Genomic DNA, 23,629 nt, shown 5'->3' with positions numbered 1-23,629 from the left:
TGCCGAAAGGTGGCTGGGTCCATTTCGAAGGAGGACAGGGGCTGACGCGCATAAAGCACCCCTGTCTGCATCTCGGTGAAGGGCTTAGCAGGCAGCGGGACAAAAACACCCCCGATCTTTTCGAGATCGCCGGTAGGTTCGATGCGCGAGGCCTTCCGCTGTGAGGGCGGACGGGTAGACATGGTGGCGTGGAACCTTCTGGTCCCGTCGTTGCGGGTTTCATGAGAGGTAGAGTGGGTCTTGGGGTGGTTGGCGGGGTTGCCAGCCGGCGCGAGACCCCTTGACCGGATGGTCGTCTGCGAAGACAATCAACCCATCCTTGCAGAACCGGCGAAGCAGCACAGTCGCAGGCGGGGCGTATCCTTGAGCCGCCTGTCGTGATCCCTGAAATCACTGTTCTGGAGGCTGTCATGACCCTCATTCTGCTTGCTTTTTCCCTGACGATAGCTCTGGGCGTAATTGCCTTCAAATTTTCCCTCTATGCTCTTCCCGTCATGGTGGGGATCGCAGTTTTTCAATATGTTCACGGTATTGGCGCGAGTGGTGGAAACTCCGCGATAAGCGCTGGGGGTGGGGCGCTCTTGTCGCTTGTGGCTGTTGTCCTGGTCCTGGGCTTCGCCCGCAATCCATTTCTACGCCTGTTCGCTCTACTCGTTTTCACGGTTCCCGCGGCGGTGGCGGGCTATGCGCTTGCCTATGGTGTCGTTCATCAAGCCGTGGCTTCAGGAATAGCATTGCATCTCCTGTGCGGGACCTGCGGCCTGATCGTGGCGATGGCGGCGATGGCCAATCTTAACGCGATCGGCGAAGGTCTGTTCGAGCAGTGACCTTTCCCGTGAGATCATGCCCCGGTGGCTCGGCGCAAGGGCTGTTGCATTGCCGTCTTGCGAGTGGCTTCGATGTCATATGCCTCGGTTCGAGCTTCTGCGGAGGCGTCGGTTGCCACGCTCAGGCGATTTCGCTACCAGATCGGTCTTGAACGCCGGGTCACCCCTGGCATGGCGGAGGAGCAGGGCACTCGTTCATTTCCTTCTCGCAATTTCGCGGTCAATGTCGCGGCAGAAGCCGGCGCGATGCCGATGATCCGAGACGCGCTGGTCATTCTCAATTTCCGGCAATCGGGCTGTGGCTTCGTGGCCTTGGTAGCAGAGGGGCGTGGGTAAGGGGCCTGCAAATAGATGCGCCGGTCAGGCCAGAGCGTGGTTCCCAAGCGGGAATGATCGTTCTGCGCCGTGTCTCCGAAGGCGCTTCCCTGAAAGAACCTGTCCCTCCTCCTGACTGATCCCCTAAGCCCGTTCGCCTTCGGCCAGCAACCCCCGCGGCGAGACCCGTGTTGGCGCGTGCCGCGCCTGCCCGCACCACGTCCCGCCTAAGGGGTCGGGCGGATGCCGGAGCATCCGTGCAGGCCGCCTGCGACGGTCTTGGCCGGGCATCATCGGAGGGACGGTCCCTCCGGTTGAAGCAACGGAGACTTGAAAATGCAGAACATCATCATCCTCGCCGGCAACATCGGTCAGGCCCCGGAAACCCGCACCACCCAGGGCGGCACCTCCATCACCCACTTCACCCTTGCCACCTCGCGCCCGCGCTACGCCGAAGGCCGGGTCGTCCGCGACGAGAACGGCTATCGCGTCCAGGACACGGAATGGCACCGCATCACCTGCTTCAACGGCCTCGGCAAGACCGTGCAGCAATATTGCGAGAAGGGGATGAAGCTCCTGGTGCGCGGCCGCATCCACTACACCAAGTGGACCGATGCGGCGGGTGTCGACCGCTACGGCTGCGAGATCATCGCCGAGACGATCGATTTCCTGAGCCGCGCGAAGCAGGGCGAACCTGAAGACGGCAAGTTCATCGACGACGAAGACATCCCGTTCTGAGCGGGAGGCAAGGCCCGGGCGGTGCGAGCCGCCGGGGCACAGCGCGATGCGTTTCGAAGATGGAAAGTTATGTTTTATCCTCGCCTGAAATTGAAATTTGTCCCTTTTCTTTGAGTGAGGCGGTCGTCCTGCACCTAGGAAATGCTGAGCATGCCAAAAACTCTCGATTGTTTTTGTCCTTGCGAACGATCATCTTGCCGCGCCCACAGGTCGGGCATGTAGCGCCCTCGGTTATTGGTTCTTGCAACCTTACCGGCCGAGGCGCGGCGTGCTCATTAGATTGTGAGGTCAGAATTCGTCTGGTGTAGTCGCATTCCGGATACCGGCTGCATGCATCAAAGGGGCTGTACGGGCCATTTTTTCGCAGCAGAATCCCTTCCCCACATTTGGGACAAACCTCGAGAGTCGCGTTTTCGCTCTTGATCTCGACGAGCCCATCCTTGGAAAGCTCAGTCACAAACCGCGAGGCTTTGTCTTTCAGGGTATAGATGCGCGTCTGTCGGCGAGCTCTGGTCAATGCCACGTAGAACAGGCGGCGCTCTTCTGAAAATGGGAAGCCATCCGGCTCGGGCATCGCTAGCTGCAAGACTGGATCATCGACAATTTGGCTTGGAAAACCCATCAGACCTTCGGTCACGTTGAGCAACATCACATAATCGGCTTCAAGACCTTTAGCGGCGTGGGCAGTCGAGAATTTGATATCAAGACAATCGCCAAATTGACGCGACCATGTTGCAAGTCTTGTCGGCCTGTCTTTGTGATATCGCCCAAGCAGCATCACGCTGACTTTCCGGCCCAATGGCATACTGTGATCAGCTGCATTGACTGAGCCATGGAGTTGCTTGAGGTGCTTTTCAACTATATTAATTGAAGCTTCAGGGGTCTCTGATGCAAATGCGTGGAGTGGCGGAACATCATACTCGTTGGTGGTTTCAACGACTTTCTTGATCTGGCGCGGATTTTTCTGAACGAACTCGCTTGATGCATCACATAATCCCTTGGGGCATCGAAACGTTTTGCTCAACGTCAGCTGGGTGGAATGCGGAAAGGTTTTCTGAAAACCGGCCATCACGGAAATATCTGCGCCAGCAAAGCGGTTGATGCCCTGCCAGTCGTCGCCCACGACACACAGGTTCGCTTCTGGCCCCGCATTTCCTTTCAACGCCTTCAGAAGGCGCAGTTTTGCTTGCGAAACGTCTTGAAACTCGTCAGCGAGAACCATCGTGTAGGGGCTACGATAGGAACCGTCTTCGATGTGATGGATAGCGCCCAGCAGCATATCGTCATAGTCCACGCATCCTTCGGAGTTCAGACGCTGCTGCCATTCATTTGAAACCCTCTCGTAAAGTTCGACAAAGCGGGTGAGGCGTTCTCGATGCCCTCGATCGGTCGCTCCGATGGCGCGGTGAAGATCCTGACTGGTCAGACCATTACCTTTGACGTGCTGCTGGAAGGTGCGGATTGTGGAAACAAGCTGCGCTGTGGGAATGGGGGGCTGCCCTTGAGGCGAGCGGTTCTCGTCGAATTCCAACACTTCGCCACGGCGTTCGAGCTCTTCTTTCAGTCGATCAAGGTCATTCCCGTTGCGCAATCCATGCGACGTAGTCTCGAAGAACGGTGTTCCCTTCTCGGCATGCAGCGTTCTTTTCCATCGCACGCCCGCGACATAGTCACCCGTAAAGTGGGCCGGGGCACGTCCCTTTTCGTCCAGCGCAAAATGCTCGTGATAGAGTTCGATATTTGGGTAGTAAAAATCCGGATGATACTGAGAGTGATCCTCGGAAACGGTGTCGTACTCGTAAGCGCGTTCATATTCATACGAAACACCATGATAAAAGAGGAAGTCGCAGATCATCCGCTCTTCCTGGCTTTTTACGAGTTTTCCATCAGCAGTTTGAATCCCGCCCTTGCGACTATCTGAACCCGGTTGTCTGGTGCTCTCCCAATCACCGATATCACGCCCGAAGACGGTTCGGAAGATATCCCAGTCTGTCCGGAAACGAGGGTCTTGCTGTCGCAGGCTCTCAACGATCTGCGATAGCTCTTGTATATCTTTGCCGTTCTCGGCCCACTCCGCCAGTTTTGGTTTTCGACCAGTGCTTTTCCCAATGACTCCCAAACCAAAGGCGTTGAACGTTCGCACGGTAATCCGGTCGATGTTTTCTAAATGTCCGAGTCGCTCCTTGATGCGCTCCGTCAGCTCCTGCTGCACCGACTTATTGAAAGCAAGGATCAAGATCTGCTCGGGCGAGGCGAGACCTTCGGTCAGCACATATCCAACGCGTGCGACGATGGTTGAGGTCTTCCCTGACCCGGCTGCGGCAACGATCTGAACGGCGTCGTCCATACATATACAGCAGTCCATTTGCTCATCTGTCAGCGGGTTACGCTCGACCGACGAAAAGAAATTCTGCCATTTTTCCTTCTGCGTTTGAAGAAATGTCGCGTTATGCGTTGAAAACTCGGATTGGAGCGCTTTCTCCAGCCGAGGGTGCTCTGCAGTCGGCAGCGGCGCGACGCTGCCGTTCCGATGCGGCGGAAACTTGTGAATGATTTCGCAGGCGAGGCCTTTGGGAATCCACTTGGTGGTGTCGGTCAACCCCGTCCACGTCTGCCGCCATTCGGAAAAATCCGAATCCGCATCGATTTTGTACGGGCGCTCGAGTTCCAAAAGGCTACGCCGGGCGGCAGCAGCACCGTTGGAACTTGATGGCTTTTTCTTTTCGTTCCCAAATAGTAATCCACCAAGCAACGTCGCCCCAATTAGCCACTCAATCATAGGTTACGTCAAGTTCTGGTGAATTTAATCCTGACAGGTTCTCGGGCATTATTTTGTCTCTGCTCGTTCGCTTTCAAAAAAAGAAAAATGCTTCACCCCAATTGGGCGACAGTTCCGGATCATGTTTCGCCTGATCGGCACGCGGACTATTGGTATTTGACTTCATTCTGCTTTCATTTGCCGTGCGCTGTGTCGTTGCATACCATGCATGGCTATGGATGCAGAGCAGACATCGCATTGCTCTCTTTGTAAACGAGATGCAGATGGCGGTTCAAGACCGCCCCACGCTGAACGTTTGGTCGCCTCCTTGCTAGGATGTCGAGCTATGTCTGGAAATGGTCAAACTTTTCAGGGGTCTTCGATGCGTTACCTGGCGGGGACACAGGTCGCGGTGATTGTTGGGCATTTTCTGCCTTGGAGGTTGATCAAAAGGTCGCTCTCAGCCCAGTTTCGGCGAAAACTCGCCATTCACAGTCGCCGGTCGGCACGGCTTCGCCGGCTGGTGAACACCGCATATGCCCGGTGACAATGCCCTGAAACAGGCCGCCGCCCGTCACTGGCTTACATCGCCATAAGCGACTAAAATAGCCGTAGTTCTGGCGCGTGTACCTGTCCGAATGGGAGGTGATCATGCATGATCACCGCCCGACAATCACGGGCTGCGCGCGCGTTGCTTGGCTGGACGCAGGAGACGCTCGCAGATGCTGCCCGCGTATCATTGACCGCGCTCAAGCGCCTCGAATCCGAAAGCGGGCTCGAGGTCTATGAGAGCACGCGTGATCAGGTGCGCCGGGCGCTCGAGGCCGCGGGGATCGTGCTGCTTTCCACCGACAAGGGGGAAGGGGTGTTGTTGCTCAATGAGCGGAACATGCAGGCCAGATCACGATAAATCGTCATATTCAGGCGATCTTTCGAGCCTATACAAAACGGCAACTGGCAAGACGCGCGGTCTTCATGAGAGGTTTGGTGCCGATGGCCCAGGCTGATCCGACATTTCTCGATGACGTGCCCGGTGGAGACGAAGTCACCGCCTATGACCGTGCCCATATGGCGCTCTACCTGCGCCTGTTCGATGCGGCACAGGAGGGGGCGGACTGGCGCGAGGTCGTCGTGGTGCTGTTCGGCCTCGATCCGGATGCTGAACCGGAACGGTGCCAGAACGTCTATGATAGTCACCTTGCCCGGGCCGGCTGGATGGCACGGCAGGGGTTCCGGGAACTCGGCCAGAGGGACAGCTGAGCGCGCGGGTGATGCCAAGGCGGCATCGCGCGGTGCCGCGGCGGGGGCTTCCGGAACACAACCTTTGCGGGAAGCCTGAACGCCTCACGTTTTCAATGCGAACAGGGGGATGCCATGGGGTCGAAACCGACCGGCTGGCGCTCTCCGGCAAGATATGACTACGTCGAAACGCTGAGCGCGTCTGATCTTGCCTGGGAGTGGCTTCGCCGCAATGACAGATACGCCCGGGACTACGCCGCATGCGAGGCGGCGGGCCCGGACCGCCAAGCGCTGAGAGAGCGCATGCGGCGGGATTGGGGGGTGCGATTTCGCCGCCGATCCCGCTTTGCCTGCGCCGAAAGCCTCGGTCATCTGGGAGCCACGCGACGATACCAGCGTCGTGCTGCTGGAGCCGTCCCCCAGCTTGCTGGGCGATGAGGACGAGGCTTCCCTTCCCGTTCAAGGGCCGGTGATATCCGAGGCCAAGTTGTCCCATGCGTTTCATGATCTGGGCGACGGGCAACGCCTGCAGGTGGTTTATTCCAAAGTGTTGAAGGCGCCGGTGGTGGCGGTGGTGCCACTCACGCGGGACGGCTTCGACCGCCTGGAAGCGATCCATCGCTTGCTCGCGAGCCTGCACGGACGCACCGTGCCGCCGGACACCCGGATCACGCCCCAGCAAAAAGCCCGCCTGCGCCGCATGTTGCAGGCCCATGATGGCCGGCGCTCGGGGGCCTCGCAGCGTGACATCGCCGCGGTGATCTTCCGCATGTCGTCGATCCGGCGCGACGAATGGCAAAGCGCCTCGCAGCGTTATGCGGTCATGGCGCTGTTGCGTGATGCGCAGGCGATGGTCGAGGGCGGTTATCGGCGCTTGCTGCGCCATCGCCACCGCGGGTAACGCGCCTGCTGTCCGCTGTGCGAATTAGCCTTCCCCATCTTCGCACTCCATCCCGCCGCGCCCGCTTCTCCATTCTGACCTCTGTCAGCCGCCGTTTCCCGGTGGTTTCCAGGATCAGCACGGAGACAGCCCCATGCCCGCAAATTCCCCCGAACTGCCGCCGCGCTACCTGCGCACCAAGGAGGCCGCCTATTTCCTGAGCCTCTCGGCGCGGACGCTGGAAAAGCACCGCACCTATGGCACCGGCCCGGCCTATCACAAGCTCGGTGGGCGCGTTGTCTATGCCATCGAGGATCTGCAAGCCTGGGTGGATCGTGGTTCCGTCACCTCCACGACCGACCCGCGCGGTGGGCAGGTTCTGCCCGCCAAGCGCCGGGTTCTGACGGCATTGCCGCCCTCCGGCCGGCGCACGCGTTGAGCGTCCGGAGTTTCCCATGATCAAGGAGCCTTCCGAACGCGGCCAGCTCGATCTCTTCCGCGCGCTTCCCGGGGATTTCGCCCCGCGCGACGCGCAGGACCTGATGGCCTATCCTTTCTTCTCGCTCTCCAAATCCCGCCGCACCCGTCCGATCGAATTCATCTCGGGCCGGGTCGAGATCCATGTCGAAGCGGTGCCCGATCATGGCATGGCCACGATCTGGGACGCCGATATCCTGATCTGGGCCGCGAGCCAGATCGTCGAGGCGCGTGACGAAGGGCTGCGCACCTCGCGGCTCATGGCGGCGACACCTTACGAGATCCTCACCTATATCGGCCGCGGCACATCGGTGCGCGACTATCACCGCCTGAAGGCGGCGCTCGACCGGCTGCAGTCGACCACGATCTGCACCACGATCCGCCAGCCCGCCGAAGGCCGGCGTCACCGGTTCTCCTGGATCAACGAGTGGCAGGAGCGCACCGACGGGGCAGGGCGGCCGGACGGGATCGAGCTGGTGGTGCCCGACTGGTTCTACCGCGCGGTGCTCGAGGATGCGCTGATCCTCACCATCGACCCGGCCTATTTCGATCTCACCGGCGGGCTCGAGCGCTGGCTTTACCGGATCGTCCGCAAGCATGGCGGGCGCCAGAAGGCGGGCTGGCGGTTCGAGTTCCGCCACCTGCATCGCAAATCCGGCAGCCTCTCGCCGTTCAAGCGCTTCGCCTTCGAGCTGCGCGAGATCATCCGCCGTCAGCCGTTGCCGGGTTATTGGCTGAGCCTTGAACGCGCACCACAGGGGCGCGTGTTGCTTGCCTTCGCCCCCTGTGGACATGCTGTGAATGGGATCGTGCCATCGGGAACCCGCACTCTCGTGCCATCGGGAACCGTCCCCTCGTGCTATCGGGAACCCGGGCTGGGGGTAACCTCCGATGCCGCCGATAAAAATCGCTCTCCTAACTTAGATTCTAACACAGAATCTAACCTTTGTAGGGCGCAGTCGACTGGGGATAACGCCGGAAACCCTGCCGAAACTCTCCGGAAATCGAGCCGGCGTGGGGCACAAACCGATACGGGGTCAGTCGATGAAACGCTGCCGCAACTGCCGCTCGACTTCGGGCCGGAGGGCAGGGCATGAGCACCGGGTTTTCCGCCTACATGGCGGGGCGTCCGCTGCCGGTCGATGCGCCGCAGGATGGCGCTTTGGTCGCGCTGACCTGGCAGGAAGGGCGCATCGAACATTGGATCCGCTTCGGTCATCCGCAGTACGAGCATTTTCTCGACAAGCACAGCCGCTTGGTGGGTTTCGCGCCCGGCGCGATCTTCGGCTTCGTTCGCTGGGCTTCGAATGACTATGGCACCGTGTCGTCGCGCATCGACATCCTGCAGGCCGTCGATCGGTTCGCGCCCTATCAGACGCTGCCTTTCGTGCGCCCGGGCGGGGAGTTGCTTCTCTCCGTCCATGGCTGGCCGAAGGTCGAGCGCGTGCTGCAGCGCATCGACGCGATCGAGGCGCTTTCGATCGATCCGGCTGCGGTCGCGCCGGATTATTGGCGACATCTGCACAACCGGCTGAGCGTCGGGCAGGAAGCCCATCCCTACACGCGGCTTCAGCACCGGGCCTGGCTCAAGCGCCGGAGTATCCTGCGATGAAACGGCATCGCCTGACGTTGCTCGTGGCCGCAGCCGCGGTGGCGCTTTTGGCCGCTCCGGCAGTTTTCCCATGGTCGCCGCATCTGGTCTGGAACGCCTCTGCCAGTGCGCCGATTGGCCTTTACCTCGCGCGCTCCCCGGGGCGCATCGAACGCGACCAATGGGTCGCGGTGCGAGCGCCTGAGGGCCTCGCGGCCTTTCTATCCGAACGAGGATATCTGCCCCGCGGCGTGCCGCTCATCAAGCGCGTTTTGGCGCTGCCAGGCACGGAGGTCTGCCGTACGGGGGATGCCATCACCGTGGGTGGAGCGTTCCAAGGGCGGGCACAGGCCCGCGACCGGCGAGGCCGTGCTCTGCCGGTCTGGCAGGGCTGCCAGGTGATCCCGGATGGCAGGATCTTCCTGATGAACCCGGCGGCGCCCGACAGTCTCGATGGGCGATATTTCGGGCCTCTTCCCGCTAGCGCCGTGACCGCCCGTCTGACCCCGCTCTGGACGGATGCGGGGCATGGCGCGGGTTTTACATGGCGCGCCGATGGGCCGCCGATCTCGATTTCCCCTCAGTTTCACCCCAGCAAAAAGGACCAATCGCATGCCACAGATCGGTGAGTTCACCCGCAGCGCGGAAGGCTTCTTCGGGCGCATCCAGACGCTCACGCTCGACCTCGACGTCAGTATCACGCGCGCCGAGACGACGGAGGCCGAGAACGCCCCGGATTACCGCCTGCATCAGGGTGCGGAGGACGACGCCCGCGAGATCGGTGCCGCCTGGAGCCGCACGGGCGAGAAGGCCGGCGATTACCTCTCGGTGCTGATCGACGACCCGATGCTCGCCCGTCCGATCCGTGCGCATCTCTTCCAGAACGGCAGCGACGCCAGCTCGTGGTCACTGCACTGGAACCGCCCGCCGAAGCGCGACGAGAGGGGCTGAGCCATGCCGTGTTCGCACATGCGCCATGGCTCTCCACCTGCGGTGATGGGGCGCGTCAGCCCCCGCCGCATCCTCCTTTGTCTTCTTTCCGGCCTGTATCTCGGCGTCATTCCGGGCGCGCCGCTGCTGGCCCAGAGCATGCCGGGGAGCCAGAGCACTGCGCAGGATCCCTATGCCGCGCTGATTGCCGACGCGGCGCAGCGCTTTGCCCTGCCTGAGCGCTGGATCCGAGCGATCATGCAAGTGGAAAGTGCGGGCGATCGGCGCGCCGTCTCGGCGGCTGGTGCGATGGGGCTGATGCAGATCATGCCCGCGACCTGGGCGGAGCTGCGCCTGCGCCACCGTCTCGGCACGGACCCGTTTGCACCGCGCGACAACATCCTTGCGGGCGCCGCCTATCTGCGTGAGATGCTCGATCGTTATGGCTCGGTCGGGGCGATGCTGGCGGCCTACAACGCGGGGCCTGCGCGCTATGAGGACTATCTCGCCACCGGGCGTGCCTTGCCACCTGAAACCCGCGCCTATGTCGCCACGCTGGTGCCGATGCTCAACAGTAGCGCACCGCTTCCGGCCATTCCCCGTGCGCCGGATTGGCGTGCTGCGACGCTCTTCGTCGGCGTCTCCGATGCAGCCCCAGTGCAATTTGGCGACAGGCTGGCGGCCCCCTTGGAACCGCTTCACGATCTCGCGCCGGGCGCTGAAACCGGGCTGTTCGTCGCCCGATCTGACGAGCAGGGCGCTCCATGAGCTTGATCGGGCCGCGGAGTGGACTGGCGAGCGCACGGGCAAGATCGGCGGAAGGGCGGGCAGGACAGGAAGGCGGGAAGGCAGGAGGGCAAGATAAAAGCGCCTGCCACGAACGCCGTAAGCCGCTGATGCGGCACGGCTTTTCCTGTGTATGCGAATCGGTCGCGGGCAGGGTGCCCGACTTTCTCCAAGGAATTCAACGCTTGGGCATGCACAGCGCTGTTGCGAGCCGCTTTGGTGCCCGCCCATGAGCGATCGTGAGCGGGAATTCCGCATCCGCCCTGGCAAGCCGCGTGCTGTCCCTACACCACGCACCAAGAGCTTCGTCAGCCAGGTGCTGCGGGCGGCTCAGAAATCGGGGCACGGTACGCCGTCGCGTTCATCATCGGCCCATAGCGCCTCGACCTTCGGGCGCGGACATGGCCGCTTTGGTCGGGCGCGGCTTTTTGCGCCAGCCCGCCGCGTTGTGGTGGCCGCACGCATCGCCCGCCACAGGGGGCGGGCCTATCGGTCCGCGCCGCTCGCGAAACACCTCTCCTATCTGAAGCGCGAAGGCGTCAGCCGGGACGGGGAGGCTGGCGTGCCCTTCGATGCGGAGAGCGACAAGGCGGATGATCTGGGCTTCGCGCGGCGCTGTGAAGAGGATCGCCATCATTTCCGTTTCATCGTCTCCCCGGAGGATGCTGCCGAGCTAGAGGATTTCAAGAGCTTCACCCGCGATCTGGTCCGGCAGATGGAGGCCGATCTGGGCACAAGGCTCGATTGGGTCGCGGTCGATCATTGGAACACCGACAATCCCCATGTCCATCTGCTCCTGCGCGGGGTCGATGAGGCGGGAGCCGACCTGGTGATCTCGCGCGACTATATCAGCGCCGGTTTGCGCTCGCGGGCCGAGGATCTGGTTGCGCTGGAACTGGGGCCGAAACCTGAGCACGAGATCCGCAACGCGCTCGAACGCGAGGTCACGGCAGAGCGCTGGACCCGGATCGATCGAGAAATCCGGTTCCGTGCCGATGATCTGGGACAGATCGACCTGAGGCCAGCCACGAAGGGCCCTGACGATCCGGAGTTGCGCCGGTTGATGGTCGGCCGACTGCAACACCTTCGCAAGATGGGGCTCGCAGTCGAAGCCGCGCCCGGTGAGTGGAGCCTCGGTCTGGAAGCCGAGCGCACCTTGCGGGACCTCGGCACGCGCGGCGACATCATAAAGACAATGCACCGGGCCTTCGCATCTCGCGGGCAGGATCGCGGGTTCGACGCCTTCGTGGTGGAGCCGGGCGGGGCAGGGGCGCCGGTTATCGGACGGCTGGTCGAGAAAGGGCTGCACAACGAACTGACCGGCGAGACCTATGCGGTAATCGACGCGACGGACGGGCGGGCCCATCATGTGCGTCTCCGCGGCGTCGAGGCCTTCGATCATGCGCCGCCCGAGGGCGGTATCGTCGAACTGCGCCGGTTTGGAAGTTCGGACGATCCGCGCCCGACACTGGTGCTTGCCAACCGATCCGATCTCGACCTGCAAAGCCAGATCACCGCGCCCGGGGCAACCTGGCTTGATCACCGGCTGGTCGAGCCGCAACGGATCCCGCTCGCCCTGGACGGCTTCGGGGGAGAGGTGCGCGACGCGCTGGAGGCCAGGGTCGATCATCTGGCGGCGGAGGGCCTCGCGCAGCGCCAGGGGCAACGGGTCGTCCTGCAGCGCGATTTGCTCGCCACGCTCCGGCGCCGCGAGTTGGACGCCGTGAGCGAAAGGCTCAGCACCGAAACCGGTCTTCCCCGGCACGCGGCGAAGGCGGGGGAACATGTTGCCGGAACCTATCGACGCCAGCTCACGCTCTCCTCGGGGCGCTACGCGATGATCGAGGGCATCGGCCCCGACGGCGGGCGGGGTTTCCAGCTCGTGCCCTGGTCGCGTGAGATCGAACAGAAACTTGGCCAGCACATCTCGGGCGTTGCACGGTCCGGGGGCGGCGTGGACTGGAACCTGGGGCGTAAGCGCGGGCTGGGGATATAAGGCCGTCAGGTCACCGTCTCGGAAACTTGCTTCGAGGTCGGCAAGACGACATCAAGGACAGGGACGGTGAGGCAAGGGGCGAGACATCGACATGGCTAAGGACTACGCGCTTCAGTTTCGGGTTTGGCTATGGGGGATAGAGCCCCAGATTTGGCGCCGGCTGTTGCTCTCGCCGGAGTTGAACTTCGCCGAGCTCCATGAGGTGATCCAGGCCGCCTTCGGCTGGGAAGACAGCCATATGCACCAGTTCACCATCGGAGGGCTCACCGTCGGGGCACCTGAGATCAATGATGACGACATCGCCGGTCGCCGGACACTCGAGGCGGCCGAGGTGAAGCTTCGGGACCTCGATTTTCGTCGGATCGCGTCACCGTACCTGCTTTATGAGTATGATTTCGGGGATGCCTGGGTTCATCAACTCGATCTGGAAACGCGTGTTCAGTTTGATCGGCCAGAGATGAAGGCGGCCGTGTTGGGTGGCGAACGCGCGGGGCCGCCCGAGGATTGTGGCGGGCGCCATTCCTACGGCGATTTCGTGCTGTCCCTGAAAGACCCGCATCATTCGGAGCATCGACAAAATCGAGCCTGGGTCGGAAAGGCCTTTGACCCGGAAAAGTTCGATCTGGGCAAAACGCAGAAAGCGGTGGACCGAGCACTTGCCAAATGCCGTGGCGATTACCTTTTCCGGCAACGGTCCTGACACTGGAAGCATCGAGCCTCCTTTACGCACGCCATGCTAGCCGGGTCTGCCGGGGATGTTTGCTGCTTCTTGATCCGACCTTTCAGGGGCCGAACATGTCGCGGCATGACAGCCACGAAAATCCTCTGGGGCCAGATCCTCGCCGTCTTCCTGATCGTGCTCACCACCACCTGGGGCGGAACGCAGTGGGTTGCCTGGCGTCTGGGGTTTCAGGCACAGCTTGGGCCGCCATGGTTCGAGCTCCTCGGCTTGCCGGTCTATCCCCCGCCGGCCCTCTTCTGGTGGTGGTATTTCTATGATGCCTATGCCCGCGCAATCTTCTGGGAGGGCGGGGCCATCGCGGCCTCGGGCGGTTTCATCTCCATCGCCGTGGCGATCGCGCTCTCGGTGATCCGGGCGCGTGAGGCGGCGGATGTCGACACCTACGGCTCGGCCCGTTGGGCCGAACGCAAGGAGGTCGAGATGCTGGGGTTACTCGGGCCCGATGGCGTGGTTCTCGGTAAGCTCGATCAGGATTACCTGCGCCATGACGGGCCGGAGCATGTGCTGTGCTTCGCGCCGACACGCTCCGGCAAGGGCGTTGGTCTGGTCGTCCCTTCGCTGCTGACATGGCCGGGATCGGCGATCGTGCACGACATCAAGGGCGAAAACTGGGAGCTGACCGCCGGATTTCGCGCCAAGCATGGCCGCGTCCTGCGGTTCGATCCCACAAGCATGGCCTCCGCCGCCTACAACCCGCTGCTCGAGGTGCGGCGTGGCGAGTGGGAAGTACGCGATGTTCAGAACGTGGCGGATGTTCTGGTCGATCCGGAAGGCTCGCTCGAAAAGCGCAATCACTGGGAAAAGACCTCGCATTCGCTGCTCGTGGGCGCGATCCTGCATGTGCTCTATGCCGAGGCAGACAAGACCTTGGCCGGTGTCGCGGCCTTTCTCTCCGACCCGCGCCGGCCGATCGAAGCCACCCTGCAGGCGATGATGAGCACCCGCCATCTGGGAGAGGCGGGCCCGCACCCGGTCATCGCCTCGACTGCCCGGGAATTGCTCAACAAGTCCGACAACGAACGTTCCGGCGTGCTTTCGACGGCCATGTCCTTTCTCGGCCTCTATCGTGATCCGGTCGTCGCCCATGTCACGCGGCGCTGCGACTGGCGCATCTCCGAGCTGATCACCGATACGCGGCCCGCCACGCTCTATCTCGTGGTGCCGCCCTCCGACATCTCGCGCACGAAGCCGCTGATCCGGCTGGTGCTGAACCAGATCGGCCGCCGTCTGACGGAGGATCTGCACGCCAAGGACCGCAAGCACCGGGTGCTGATGCTGCTCGACGAATTCCCGGCACTCGGGCGGCTCGATTTTTTTGAGAGCGCCTTGGCCTTCATGGCGGGCTACGGGATCAAGAGCTTCCTGATCGCCCAGTCGCTCAACCAGATCGAAAAGGCCTATGGCCCGAACAACGCGATCCTCGACAATTGCCACGTTCGGGTGAGCTTCGCCACCAATGACGAACGCACGGCCAAGCGGGTCTCGGACGCGCTCGGTACGGCGACCGAGATGAAGGCGATGCGCAACTATGCCGGCCACCGGCTTGCGCCGTGGCTTGGTCATCTGATGGTCTCGCGATCCGAAACCGCGCGCCAGCTTCTGACGCCAGGTGAGATCATGCAGCTGCCTGCGGATGACGAGATCGTCATGGTAGCAGGATCCTCACCGATCCGGGCAAAGAAGGCGCGGTACTATCTCGACCAGCGCTTCCTCGAACGCGTCTTGCCGCCGCCCGAAGCGCCCTTGGTTTCGGTGATGACAAAGTCTGATGGCTGGTCCGATCTGCCCTTGCCTGTGACCGAGACCAAGCCTCAGGCGCAAGCGGGGGCGAGCGATGATGACGAGGCCAATGCCGGGCTGCGGCGCGAACCGGGTCTGCCCGAACATGTCGAGATCGTTCACCAGAGTGATCCGGCCCCCGCGAAGGAGTTCGAGATGATGCTGGACGACGAGCCGGAAGACGCCGCCCGGCAGCGCCAGGTGCTGCGGCGTCAGATGGGGCAGGTGGCGCGCCAGGCGACGCTCGATCATGACGATGGCATCGCGCTGTGAGGGCCGGGGATGCGTAGTCGCCTGAATGTTTCGCTGCCCGTCGAGATAATCGGGCGCATCAACGATCTGGCGGATCGCAAGCGGATCACGCGCTCCGCCGTCGTGGAGGCTGCGGTCGAAAGCTTCCTGTCGCCCGATCACGCCGATCTTCAGGAGGCGGCGATGACCCGTCGGCTCGACCGGTTGTCCCGCCAACTCGCGCGGCTGGAGCGCGATCAGCATATCACGTCAGAAACCCTAGCACTTTTCGTGCGCTTCTGGCTCACCGTCACACCGCCGATCCCGTCAGAAGATCAGGCCATCGCGCAGGCCAAGGGGCGTGAGCGCTTCGAGGGCTTCGTCGAGACGCTTGGGCGGCGTGTGCAGAAGGGGAAGAGTTTTCTGAGTGAGCTGCCCGATGACGTGTGCGGCGGGGACGGTGCGCGTCCAGGCATGGACGGCGACTGACCGCCCTTGGTATCAAACGTGAAAAGGAACAAGGCCGCAGGAACAACGCGGATTGTTTGCACGCATTGATTGCCGAATCTCAAAAGCTTCCCTACACCTGACATCAGCACAAAAAATGGACGCGCATATTTTTCGTGCGGACATGGATGGGGGCGCGTAGTGGCAAACGGCAAATCGGAGCTTCGTTGGGGAGTCGCGCAGCGCCTCGAATTCATCGAGTTTCGCCTGTTTTGGGAGGGGCATGTGAATCGGAGCGATCTGATGCAGCAGTTCGGACTGTCAGTGAACCAGGCGTCCGCTGACCTGAACCGCTATATCGCCTTTGCGCCCGAAAATATGGTCTATGACAAAAGTGCCCGGAGCTATATCCGCGGTTCCGAGTTCACGCCGCAGTTTCTCGAACCTGATGCGAGCCGTTATCTTGTCCAGTTGCGATCGCTCTCAGACGGTATTCTCGATCTCGAGGATACCTGGATCGCTGAACTTCCACCCTTCGCATCGGCACCGACACCTGTCCGGGGTGTTAATCCTCTAACGCTCAGAGCAATTGTCGGCGCCATTCGCCGTAGTGAGGCAGTCGAAGTGAAATATCAGTCGCTTTCGAACCCGGAACCCCGTTGGCGCTGGCTTGCTCCACATGCAATCGCCTTCGATGGCTTCCGCTGGCACGCGCGCGCATTCTGCTCGACGGATAATCATTTCAAGGACTTCCTCCTTTCACGCATTCTCGAGGTTCGCGGGGCGCGCCATAGCGGCATTACCGGCGCCGAAGACAAGGACTGGCACTCTGAGGTCATCCTCGAAGTTGCCCCTCATCCAGCGCTGTCCAAGACACAGGCCGACGTCATCGCGCTGGACTATGGTATGCACGAAGGAAAGACAGCGATCAAAGTTCGGCGCGCATTGCTCTATTACGCGCTCAGGCGGCTCGGGCTCGACACCGATCCGGAGGCTAGGTCCCCACAAGAACAGCAGATCGTTCTCGTCAATCGCGGCGCGGTATATCGCGATTTTCGCGGCGCTGCCGGGGAAGAAAAGGATGGAACGCAATGATCAAACTGGAAGACATCAAGAACGGAGCTTCCATTTCAGGCGTCGTTCCAAACCAAAGTGTTGAAGTGGTTTCGGTCGAGAGTATCGGTGATCAGGCGGTCAACGTCGTTTTCCGAATAGCCGGCGGAAATGTGTCGGAGACCACATTGTATCGCGACGATGAGCATCGCTTGTCGATCGAGCAGCGTGGTCGTGCTTGGTCTTTCGACGCGGATGGCAACCTCCTCCGGTTGGTTACCGAGGCAAATCGGATCAAACTTGCGCATTATTTCGACCCGTATCTTGCGATCCACACAAGTCTTGTCGATCCTCTCCCTCACCAGATCACTGCCGTTTATGGGGAAATGCTGCCGCGGCAGCCTCTTCGTTTCTTGCTGGCCGATGACCCCGGAGCGGGAAAAACCATCATGGCGGGCCTTCTGATCAAAGAACTGATAGCCCGAAGCGACCTCGAGCGTTGCTTGGTTGTGGCGCCTGGCAGCTTGGTCGAACAGTGGCAAGACGAACTCGGGGAGAAATTCTCTCTCGAGTTTGACATTTTGTCCCGCGATATGATCGAGACTTCGCGATCTGGCAATGTATTCAATGATCGAAACCGCTTAATCGCGCGACTCGATGTTCTTTCGCGGAGCGAGGACCTTCAGGAGAAGTTGGCCTCTTCAACTGAATGGGACCTGATCATTTGTGACGAAGCCCACCGTATGTCCGCCAGCTACTTCGGCGGGGAGGTCAAGTACACGAAGCGATACCAGTTAGGGCAACTGCTTGGGCAGGTTTGTCGCCACTTACTACTGATGTCTGCGACGCCTCATAACGGCAAGGAAGAAGACTTTCAGCTTTTCATGGCGCTATTGGACGGCGATCGCTTTGAAGGCCGGTTCCGTGACGGTGTGCATTATGCCGACAGCGCCGACATGATGCGTCGCTTGACCAAGGAAGAACTCCTGAAATTCGACGGTCGACCGTTGTTTCCAGAACGACGCGCTTACACAGTGAAATATGACCTCTCGCCAGAAGAGGCCGCACTCTACAGTGCTGTCACCGAGTATGTTCGAACCGAGATGAATCGCGTTCAACGGTTTGCTGAGCATGACGGAAAGAAGCGCAACAATGTCGGATTTGCGCTGCAAATTCTGCAGCGGCGTCTCGCATCGTCTCCCGCTGCGATTTATCAGTCTTTGAAACGTAGGAGAGAGCGTCTCGAGGCGGAGTTGGCGGAAGCCAAACTCGCACGAAAGGGGGGGCGGGCAGATTTCAGTGAGGCGAATGTTTCTGATGAAGTTCTGAGGAACATTGACGAATATGGCCAAGAAGAAGTCGACGAACTCGAAGATATCATTTCGATGGGGGCGACGACTGCCGAAACGATCGAACAACTCGAAATCGAGGTCCAGACTCTGAAGGGGCTAGAAGTTATGGCTCTAGAGGTGCTTCGTTCCGGAAAGGATACGAAATGGACGCAACTCGACCGGATCCTCGATGACGAGCTGATGATTGATGGCGAAGGCAATCGCCGCAAGCTGATTATCTTCACCGAACCCAAAGACACATTGCATTATCTGCAGGAAAAAGTGCGCGCGCGCCTTGGAAAACCCGAGGCTGTCGAGGTCATCCACGGGGGCGTTACGCGCGAGGAGCGGCGTAAAGTCGTAGAACGCTTTATGCAGGATAAGGACATGTTGGTGCTTATCGCCAACGATGCAGCCGGTGAGGGCGTTAACCTCCAGCGCGGGCATCTCATGGTCAATTACGATCTTCCTTGGAACCCGAACAAGATCGAGCAGCGGTTTGGTCGGATCCACAGGATTGGTCAGACGGAGGTCTGTCATCTCTGGAATCTGGTAGCCGCGGATACCCGTGAAGGCGAAGTATATGCCCGCCTGCTCGAGAAACTCGAAGCTGCAAGAGAAGCACTTGGTGGGCGTGTCTACGATGTGCTGGGGCAGCTGTTTGAGGGGACGGCACTACGCGATCTTCTGGTTGAAGCCATCCAGTATGGCGAGCAAGATGACGTGAAGGCCAGGCTGTTCCAAGTTGTCGATGGCGCGGTGGATCAGGAGCATCTTCTTCAGCTCCTGGAGGCCAGAGCCCTCACCAATGACACCATGCCGGCAGCCCGTGTCCACGAGCTACGCCTGGAGATGGAACGCGCCGAGGCCCAGCGCCTTCAACCGCATCATATTCAGAGCTTCTTCGTGGAGGCGTTCAAGCACCTTGGGGGGCAAATCAAGCGCCGTGAAGAGGGGCGGTGGGAAATCACACACGTTCCTCTCAGTATCCGCGAACGCGATCGACAGACCGGAACGGGCGCACCGATTCAGAAGAAATACGAACGGATCTGCTTCGAGAAGTCCAAGATCAACCAGCAGCCTGTCGCCGCTTTCGTTTGCCCTGGGCATCCTTTGCTCGAAGCCGTCATCAGCCTCGTGCGTGAGCGCTACGATCATCTCATGAAGCGTGGGGCTATCCTGATTGACGACACGGATACCGGTGAAGAGATCGAAGCCTTGTTCCTGCTGGAACATGGTGTTCAGGATGGACGCCCAACAGCATCCGGGAAACCCCACATCGTTTCCGAACGCCTTCAGTTCGCGGCAATCGATCACAACGGCGCTGCCACCAATGCGGGGATCGCGCCCCACCTCAACCTCCGGCCGGCGAGTTCGGAGGAAATTTCCTGGGTTCAGGACCTTCTGGACGCCGACTGGTTGCGAACCGATCTCGAAAAAACCGCCGTGCGTTTTGCCACGATCGAGCTCGCGCAAAAGCACCTGGCAGAGGTCAAGGCCCGCCGGCTCCCCGAGATCGACAAGGTCGAGCAGGAAGTGAAGGCGCGCCTCAAGAAGGAAATCAATTATTGGGACGCGCGCGCCTTTGAACTGAAGGAGGAAGAGCGCGCCGGCAAGAAAACCCGCCTGAACTGGCAAAATGCGCAACGTCGGGCCGAGGAATTGGCCGAGCGTCTCAGGCGCCGCCTCGAAGCTCTTGATCAAGAGCGTTTCATCTCTGCTCAGCCGCCGCGCGTCCGCGGTGGCATGGTCGTTATCCCGCGGGGCCTGCTGATCGCCCGCGCCCCTGCGGAAAAGCTGGCGGCAACGGCGAATGGCTTTTCCGAGGATCCGGTCGCCCGGCGCAAGATCGAGATCGCGGCGATGGAGGCGGTCATGGCCGCCGAACGTGCCTTGGGCAATACACCAACCGATGTTTCTGCCCAGAAGGTCGGCTACGATATCGCCTCCTACGATCCGAACACGGATCACCTGCGCTTCATCGAGGTCAAGGGCCGGATCGACAGCGCCGACACGGTGATGATCACCCGTCAGGAAGTCATCACCTCGCTGCACGAGCCCGAAAAGTTCATTCTGGCCGTCGTGCAGGTCGAAAATGGCTTTGCCCGCGAACCGCGCTATGTTCGCGGCGCGCTCGACACGCGTGAACCGCCATTCGAGCACAACGCCATTCAGTTCAGCATCAAGAGCCTGCTTGCGCGGGCGGAGGGTCCGCGATGACGGATTTTGCCATTCTTGCTCCTGTGCCTTTGGAGCATATCGAATCCGGTCGACAGATTGCCGACGAAAAAGGGTTCGTGGCATTCGGCTCCCGGAAGTTCGAGCTCTTTCGGGACATCGACGCGCGCCGCAACGGTGCGCCTGTGCCCGTGCTGATCTATCCCTCGCATGAGGATGACCCTGCCAAGCTCAGCTTCATGGTTTCCTGGACCGGCTGGTATGTTGGCAGCGAGGAGACGCATAACGGACGGCATTCGCTCGGCATGGACCATCGCCCGCCGACGACAGGCCAATATTCTTCCGACAACAAGGGCTATTGGGCTGTCTTCTGGCACCTTCGCCAGCTTGTGCCTCTGGCGGCCAAGGACCGTTTTCCGATATCGAAATTGCAAACCATCAAAGGCGGGTGGCGCAAGAACGCCCCGCCGCGCGGGCCCGAGCTCGTTGCCATGCCCACGTTCATAGAATTCCCGGAGTAAGCCGTGTCCCAACCCTACAAGAAGAAACTCATCGAAGTCGCCATTCCGCTCGAGGCGATCAATGCGGCCTCGGCGCGGGAAAAGTCGATCCGGCACGGGCATCCCTCCACCCTGCACCTGTGGTGGGCGCGCCGGCCTCTGGCGGCGGCGCGGGCGGTGCTGTTTGCGCAGCTGGTCGACGATCCCTCGAGCCTGCCGGAAGAATTCCCCACGCCCGAGGCGCAGGAGGCCGAGCGCAAGCGGCTGTTCGCCATCATCGAGGATCTGGTGAAATGGGAAAACTCGACCAACGAAGAGGTGCTCGAGCGCGCCCGGGCCGAGATCCGGCGCAGCTGTGGCGGCGAGTTGCCCCCGGTCTATGACCCGTTCTCGGGCGGCGGGTCGATCCCGCTCGAGGCGCAGCGGCTGGGCCTGCCCGCCTATGGGTCCGACCTGAACCCGGTGGCGGTGATGATCGGCAAGGCGATGATCGAGATCCCGCCGAAGTTCAAGGACATGCCCCCCATCCACCCCGGCATCAAGGAGCGGTCGTTTTACCGCAATGCCGAAGGGCTGGCCGAGGATGTGAAACACTACGGCGAATGGATGCGCGAAAAGGCCTGGGAGCGTATCGGGCATCTCTACCCGCAGGTGGAGCTGCCGAAGGAATATGGTGGCGGCAAGGCCACCGTGATCGCCTGGATCTGGGCACGCACGGTGCCGAGCCCGGACCCGGCCTTTGCCGATGTGCAGGTTCCGATCGCGTCGAGCTTCCTGTTGTCGTCGAAGACTGGCAAAGAGGCCTGGATCGAGCCCATCGTGGACAGGCAGGCCAAGACGATCAGCTATCGCATCCGGCATGGCGGGACCAAGGCTGAGTTGGAAGCGGCGAAAGAGGGAACGAAGGCTGGGCGCGGGGCAAACTTCCGCTGCTTGATCTCGGATACGGCGATCACGCCCGACTATGTGAAGTCCAAGGGCCGGTCCGGCGAGATGGGGCAGACGCTGATCGCCATCGTGGCCGAGGGAAACCGGAGCCGGGCCTATGTCGAACCATTGTCCGAGCATGTCGATCTGGCGTTGTCTGCAAAGCCGGAATGGTCGCCGGAAACGCCCTTGCCGAACGATCCACGCAATTTCTGGACGGTGGATTACGGGCTGGATACTTTCGGCAAACTGTTCACCGACCGGCAGCTTGTTGCGCTGAACACGTTCAGTGATCTGGTGCATGAGGCGCGGGCGCAGATCGAGGCGGACGCGCTCTCCGCCGGCCTCTCCCCCTCCGAAACCCCGCTCCGCGACGGCGGCAAAGGCGCCAAAGCCTACGCCGAGGCGGTGAGCGTGTATCTAGGTATGGTTGTGAACAAGGTTGCTGACCGGCACACCTCAATTGCGACTTGGGACTCGAGTTCAACCAAGCTACAACTGCGGAACACATTCGCTCGACAAGCTATTCCCATGACTTGGGATTTTGGTGAGGGTAATGTTTTCTGCTCATCGTCAGGCGCATGGGAGCCCAGCGTAAAGTGGGTTTCACTGGCGGTATCAGTTTTGCCTGCGTCTTCCGAGGGCGCATTGGTGCAGGAAAATGCGCAAGCGCAAAAGATCGCCGCCGGAAAAGTGATATCGAGCGACCCGCCCTACTACGACAACATTGGGTATGCCGATCTGTCCGATTTCCTTTTCGTTTGGCTCCGGCGGGCCCTGCGCGAGATTTATCCCGATCTCTTCTCGCTGTTGGCAACACCAAAAGCCGATGAGCTCGTTGCCACACCGTATCGCCATGGTGGGAAAGAGGCTGCTGAAGTATTCTTTCTCGGCGGGATGCGGAGTGCCATCGCAAATATGGCCTCGCAATCATCAGAAGAGTTTCCTGCGTCGATCTACTACGCTTTCAAGCAGAGCGAGGTCAAAGACGAAGGCATCAGCTCCACCGGCTGGGCCACCTTCCTGCAAGCCGTCGTCGAGGCGGGCTATGCCGTTGTTGGCACTTGGCCGATGCGCACCGAAATGGCAAACCGGATGATCGCCTCGGGCACCAACGCCCTCGCCAATTCGGTCGTCCTCGTCTGCCGCAAGAAGGAAGCCACGGCCGAGACCATCACCCGCGCCGAGTTCCTGCGCGCGCTGCGCCGGGAAATCCCCCCGGCCATCGCCGAGCTTCAGGCCGCCAACATCGCCCCGGCCGACATGCCGCAATCGGCCATCGGCCCCGGCATGGGCGTCTTCTCGCGCTACACGGCCGTGCTCGAGGCCGATGACAGCCCGATGAGCGTCAAGACCGCGCTGCAGCTGATCAATGCCGAGCTCGACGACTACCTGGGCGGCATTCAGGGCGATTTCGACGCCGATACGCGCTTTGCCATCACCTGGTTCGAGCAGCACGGCATGGGCAAGGGCGAGTATGGCGTGGCCGACAACCTCGCCCGCGCGCGGGGGATCTCGGTCGAGGCGGTGAAACATGCCGGCATCGTCGAGGCGGCGGCGGGGAAGGTGCGGCTTTTGAAACGGGCCGAGCTGGACCCGGACTGGTCGCCCGAAGACGACGATCACCTGACGATCTGGGAATGCCTGCAATATCTCGTGCGCCTGCACGAGAAAGAGGGGCTTTCGCATGACGCTGCGGCGCTGCTCAAACGCTACGGCTCGAAGGCGGAGGCGGCGAAGGATCTGGCCTATGTGCTTTACGACATCGCCGCCAACAAGCGCCGCGAGGCATCGGAAGCGACGGCCTATAACGCGCTGATCGCGGATTGGTCCGATTTGAGCCAGATGGCTGCCACGGTTTCGCTGGAAGGTCGGGACCGGCAAATGAGATTTGAGGTTTGAGG

The 23,629-nt window shown here is 61.2% G+C and carries 21 protein-coding genes; 20 read left to right on the top strand and 1 reads right to left on the bottom strand.

All coding sequences use genetic code 11. The features are described from left to right. The first annotated feature begins 410 nt into the window (after positions 1–410). The 3 genes from P2G62_RS14115 (at position 411) to P2G62_RS14105 (ending at position 1,880) form a co-directional block, all read left to right on the top strand. A complete protein-coding gene (locus tag P2G62_RS14115; protein ID WP_275735543.1) occupies positions 411–827 on the top strand; it encodes a hypothetical protein in 417 nt (138 codons plus the stop codon). A gap of 72 nt (positions 828–899) precedes the next feature. After that, positions 900–1,163: a hypothetical protein gene (locus P2G62_RS14110; RefSeq protein ID WP_275735542.1), complete on the top strand. Its 264-nt coding sequence runs from the start codon at positions 900–902 to the stop codon at positions 1,161–1,163. Between the two features lie 315 nt (positions 1,164–1,478). Further along, positions 1,479–1,880: a single-stranded DNA-binding protein gene (locus tag P2G62_RS14105; RefSeq protein ID WP_275735541.1), complete on the top strand. Its 402-nt coding sequence runs from the start codon at positions 1,479–1,481 to the stop codon at positions 1,878–1,880. 67 nt (positions 1,881–1,947) lie between these two features. Here P2G62_RS14105 and P2G62_RS14100 read toward each other — a convergent pair whose 3' ends face one another. Continuing rightward, positions 1,948–4,659: a UvrD-helicase domain-containing protein gene (locus P2G62_RS14100; RefSeq protein ID WP_275735540.1), complete on the bottom strand. Its 2,712-nt coding sequence runs from the start codon at positions 4,657–4,659 to the stop codon at positions 1,948–1,950. Between the two features lie 634 nt (positions 4,660–5,293). Here P2G62_RS14100 and P2G62_RS14095 point away from each other — a divergent pair. From P2G62_RS14095 to P2G62_RS14015, 17 genes are all read left to right on the top strand, one after another. After that, on the top strand, positions 5,294–5,548 hold the full coding sequence (locus P2G62_RS14095; RefSeq protein WP_275735539.1) for a helix-turn-helix domain-containing protein: 255 nt from the start codon (positions 5,294–5,296) through the stop codon (positions 5,546–5,548). A gap of 83 nt (positions 5,549–5,631) precedes the next feature. Next, positions 5,632–5,898, top strand: a complete 267-nt coding sequence (locus P2G62_RS14090) for a DUF2285 domain-containing protein (RefSeq protein ID WP_275735538.1) — start codon at positions 5,632–5,634, stop codon at positions 5,896–5,898. Between the two features lie 325 nt (positions 5,899–6,223). Continuing rightward, positions 6,224–6,778, top strand: a complete 555-nt coding sequence (locus P2G62_RS14085) for a DUF2285 domain-containing protein (protein WP_275735537.1) — start codon at positions 6,224–6,226, stop codon at positions 6,776–6,778. Positions 6,779–6,911: 133 nt separating this feature from the next. Further along, the gene (locus P2G62_RS14080) at positions 6,912–7,196 is read left to right on the top strand and encodes a helix-turn-helix domain-containing protein (protein ID WP_275735536.1); all 285 of its coding nucleotides are present in this window, start codon (positions 6,912–6,914) and stop codon (positions 7,194–7,196) included. Between the two features lie 16 nt (positions 7,197–7,212). Continuing rightward, a complete protein-coding gene (locus P2G62_RS14075) occupies positions 7,213–8,331 on the top strand; it encodes a replication initiator protein A (protein ID WP_275735535.1) in 1,119 nt (372 codons plus the stop codon). Further along, positions 8,328–8,846: a DUF2840 domain-containing protein gene (locus P2G62_RS14070; protein WP_345799274.1), complete on the top strand. Its 519-nt coding sequence runs from the start codon at positions 8,328–8,330 to the stop codon at positions 8,844–8,846. Before P2G62_RS14075 ends, P2G62_RS14070 begins: the two co-directional genes overlap by 4 nt. Further along, positions 8,843–9,454 (top strand): S26 family signal peptidase, encoded by a 612-nt coding sequence (locus P2G62_RS14065; RefSeq protein WP_275735534.1) that lies wholly within the window; start codon positions 8,843–8,845, stop codon positions 9,452–9,454. Before P2G62_RS14070 ends, P2G62_RS14065 begins: the two co-directional genes overlap by 4 nt. Beyond that, the gene (locus P2G62_RS14060) at positions 9,438–9,776 is read left to right on the top strand and encodes a DUF736 domain-containing protein (protein ID WP_275735533.1); all 339 of its coding nucleotides are present in this window, start codon (positions 9,438–9,440) and stop codon (positions 9,774–9,776) included. Before P2G62_RS14065 ends, P2G62_RS14060 begins: the two co-directional genes overlap by 17 nt. Before the next feature lie 3 nt (positions 9,777–9,779). After that, positions 9,780–10,523, top strand: coding sequence for a lytic transglycosylase domain-containing protein (locus P2G62_RS14055; protein ID WP_275735532.1), 744 nt, complete (start codon positions 9,780–9,782; stop codon positions 10,521–10,523). Positions 10,524–10,770: 247 nt separating this feature from the next. Next, complete coding sequence (locus tag P2G62_RS14050) at positions 10,771–12,537, top strand: DUF3363 domain-containing protein (RefSeq protein ID WP_275735531.1); 1,767 nt, start codon at positions 10,771–10,773, stop codon at positions 12,535–12,537. A gap of 91 nt (positions 12,538–12,628) precedes the next feature. Continuing rightward, entirely contained in the window at positions 12,629–13,237 is a 609-nt protein-coding gene (locus tag P2G62_RS14045) for a plasmid pRiA4b ORF-3 family protein (protein ID WP_275735530.1), read from the top strand. A 105-nt stretch (positions 13,238–13,342) separates the two neighbouring features. Continuing rightward, complete coding sequence (locus P2G62_RS14040; RefSeq protein WP_275735529.1) at positions 13,343–15,331, top strand: conjugal transfer protein TraG; 1,989 nt, start codon at positions 13,343–13,345, stop codon at positions 15,329–15,331. Between the two features lie 9 nt (positions 15,332–15,340). Then, positions 15,341–15,778 (top strand): ribbon-helix-helix protein, CopG family, encoded by a 438-nt coding sequence (locus tag P2G62_RS14035; RefSeq protein WP_275735528.1) that lies wholly within the window; start codon positions 15,341–15,343, stop codon positions 15,776–15,778. 159 nt (positions 15,779–15,937) lie between these two features. Beyond that, entirely contained in the window at positions 15,938–16,831 is an 894-nt protein-coding gene (locus P2G62_RS14030; RefSeq protein WP_275735527.1) for a WYL domain-containing protein, read from the top strand. Next, positions 16,828–20,340 (top strand): helicase-related protein, encoded by a 3,513-nt coding sequence (locus P2G62_RS14025; RefSeq protein WP_275735526.1) that lies wholly within the window; start codon positions 16,828–16,830, stop codon positions 20,338–20,340. The genes P2G62_RS14030 and P2G62_RS14025 overlap by 4 nt, the downstream gene beginning before the upstream one ends. Next, a complete protein-coding gene (locus P2G62_RS14020) occupies positions 20,337–20,819 on the top strand; it encodes a hypothetical protein (RefSeq protein WP_275735525.1) in 483 nt (160 codons plus the stop codon). The genes P2G62_RS14025 and P2G62_RS14020 overlap by 4 nt, the downstream gene beginning before the upstream one ends. A gap of 3 nt (positions 20,820–20,822) precedes the next feature. After that, positions 20,823–23,627: a DUF1156 domain-containing protein gene (locus P2G62_RS14015; protein ID WP_275735524.1), complete on the top strand. Its 2,805-nt coding sequence runs from the start codon at positions 20,823–20,825 to the stop codon at positions 23,625–23,627. Positions 23,628–23,629 lie beyond the last annotated feature (2 nt).

Origin of the sequence: Paenirhodobacter sp. CAU 1674, from assembly GCF_029222945.1 — a bacterium.
Taxonomy (GTDB): Bacteria; Pseudomonadota; Alphaproteobacteria; order Rhodobacterales; family Rhodobacteraceae; genus Rhodobacter.
Note: the sequence above shows the minus strand (reverse complement) of the source record. Positions and strands in the feature narration are given on the sequence as shown.

What these genes read in the sequence shown, in the direction of transcription:
- P2G62_RS14115 (WP_275735543.1), top strand. Translation starts at nt 411, where the DNA reads ATGACCCTCATTCTGCTTGCTTTTTCCCTGACGATAGCTCTGGGCGTA.
- P2G62_RS14110 (WP_275735542.1), top strand. Translation starts at nt 900, where the DNA reads ATGTCATATGCCTCGGTTCGAGCTTCTGCGGAGGCGTCGGTTGCCACG.
- P2G62_RS14105 (WP_275735541.1), top strand. Translation starts at nt 1,479, where the DNA reads ATGCAGAACATCATCATCCTCGCCGGCAACATCGGTCAGGCCCCGGAA.
- P2G62_RS14100 (WP_275735540.1), bottom strand. Translation starts at nt 4,659, where the DNA reads ATGATTGAGTGGCTAATTGGGGCGACGTTGCTTGGTGGATTACTATTT.
- P2G62_RS14095 (WP_275735539.1), top strand. Translation starts at nt 5,294, where the DNA reads ATGATCACCGCCCGACAATCACGGGCTGCGCGCGCGTTGCTTGGCTGG.
- P2G62_RS14090 (WP_275735538.1), top strand. Translation starts at nt 5,632, where the DNA reads ATGGCCCAGGCTGATCCGACATTTCTCGATGACGTGCCCGGTGGAGAC.
- P2G62_RS14080 (WP_275735536.1), top strand. Translation starts at nt 6,912, where the DNA reads ATGCCCGCAAATTCCCCCGAACTGCCGCCGCGCTACCTGCGCACCAAG.
- P2G62_RS14075 (WP_275735535.1), top strand. Translation starts at nt 7,213, where the DNA reads ATGATCAAGGAGCCTTCCGAACGCGGCCAGCTCGATCTCTTCCGCGCG.
- P2G62_RS14070 (WP_345799274.1), top strand. Translation starts at nt 8,328, where the DNA reads ATGAGCACCGGGTTTTCCGCCTACATGGCGGGGCGTCCGCTGCCGGTC.
- P2G62_RS14065 (WP_275735534.1), top strand. Translation starts at nt 8,843, where the DNA reads ATGAAACGGCATCGCCTGACGTTGCTCGTGGCCGCAGCCGCGGTGGCG.
- P2G62_RS14060 (WP_275735533.1), top strand. Translation starts at nt 9,438, where the DNA reads ATGCCACAGATCGGTGAGTTCACCCGCAGCGCGGAAGGCTTCTTCGGG.
- P2G62_RS14055 (WP_275735532.1), top strand. Translation starts at nt 9,780, where the DNA reads ATGCCGTGTTCGCACATGCGCCATGGCTCTCCACCTGCGGTGATGGGG.
- P2G62_RS14050 (WP_275735531.1), top strand. Translation starts at nt 10,771, where the DNA reads ATGAGCGATCGTGAGCGGGAATTCCGCATCCGCCCTGGCAAGCCGCGT.
- P2G62_RS14045 (WP_275735530.1), top strand. Translation starts at nt 12,629, where the DNA reads ATGGCTAAGGACTACGCGCTTCAGTTTCGGGTTTGGCTATGGGGGATA.
- P2G62_RS14040 (WP_275735529.1), top strand. Translation starts at nt 13,343, where the DNA reads ATGACAGCCACGAAAATCCTCTGGGGCCAGATCCTCGCCGTCTTCCTG.
- P2G62_RS14035 (WP_275735528.1), top strand. Translation starts at nt 15,341, where the DNA reads ATGCGTAGTCGCCTGAATGTTTCGCTGCCCGTCGAGATAATCGGGCGC.
- P2G62_RS14025 (WP_275735526.1), top strand. Translation starts at nt 16,828, where the DNA reads ATGATCAAACTGGAAGACATCAAGAACGGAGCTTCCATTTCAGGCGTC.
- P2G62_RS14020 (WP_275735525.1), top strand. Translation starts at nt 20,337, where the DNA reads ATGACGGATTTTGCCATTCTTGCTCCTGTGCCTTTGGAGCATATCGAA.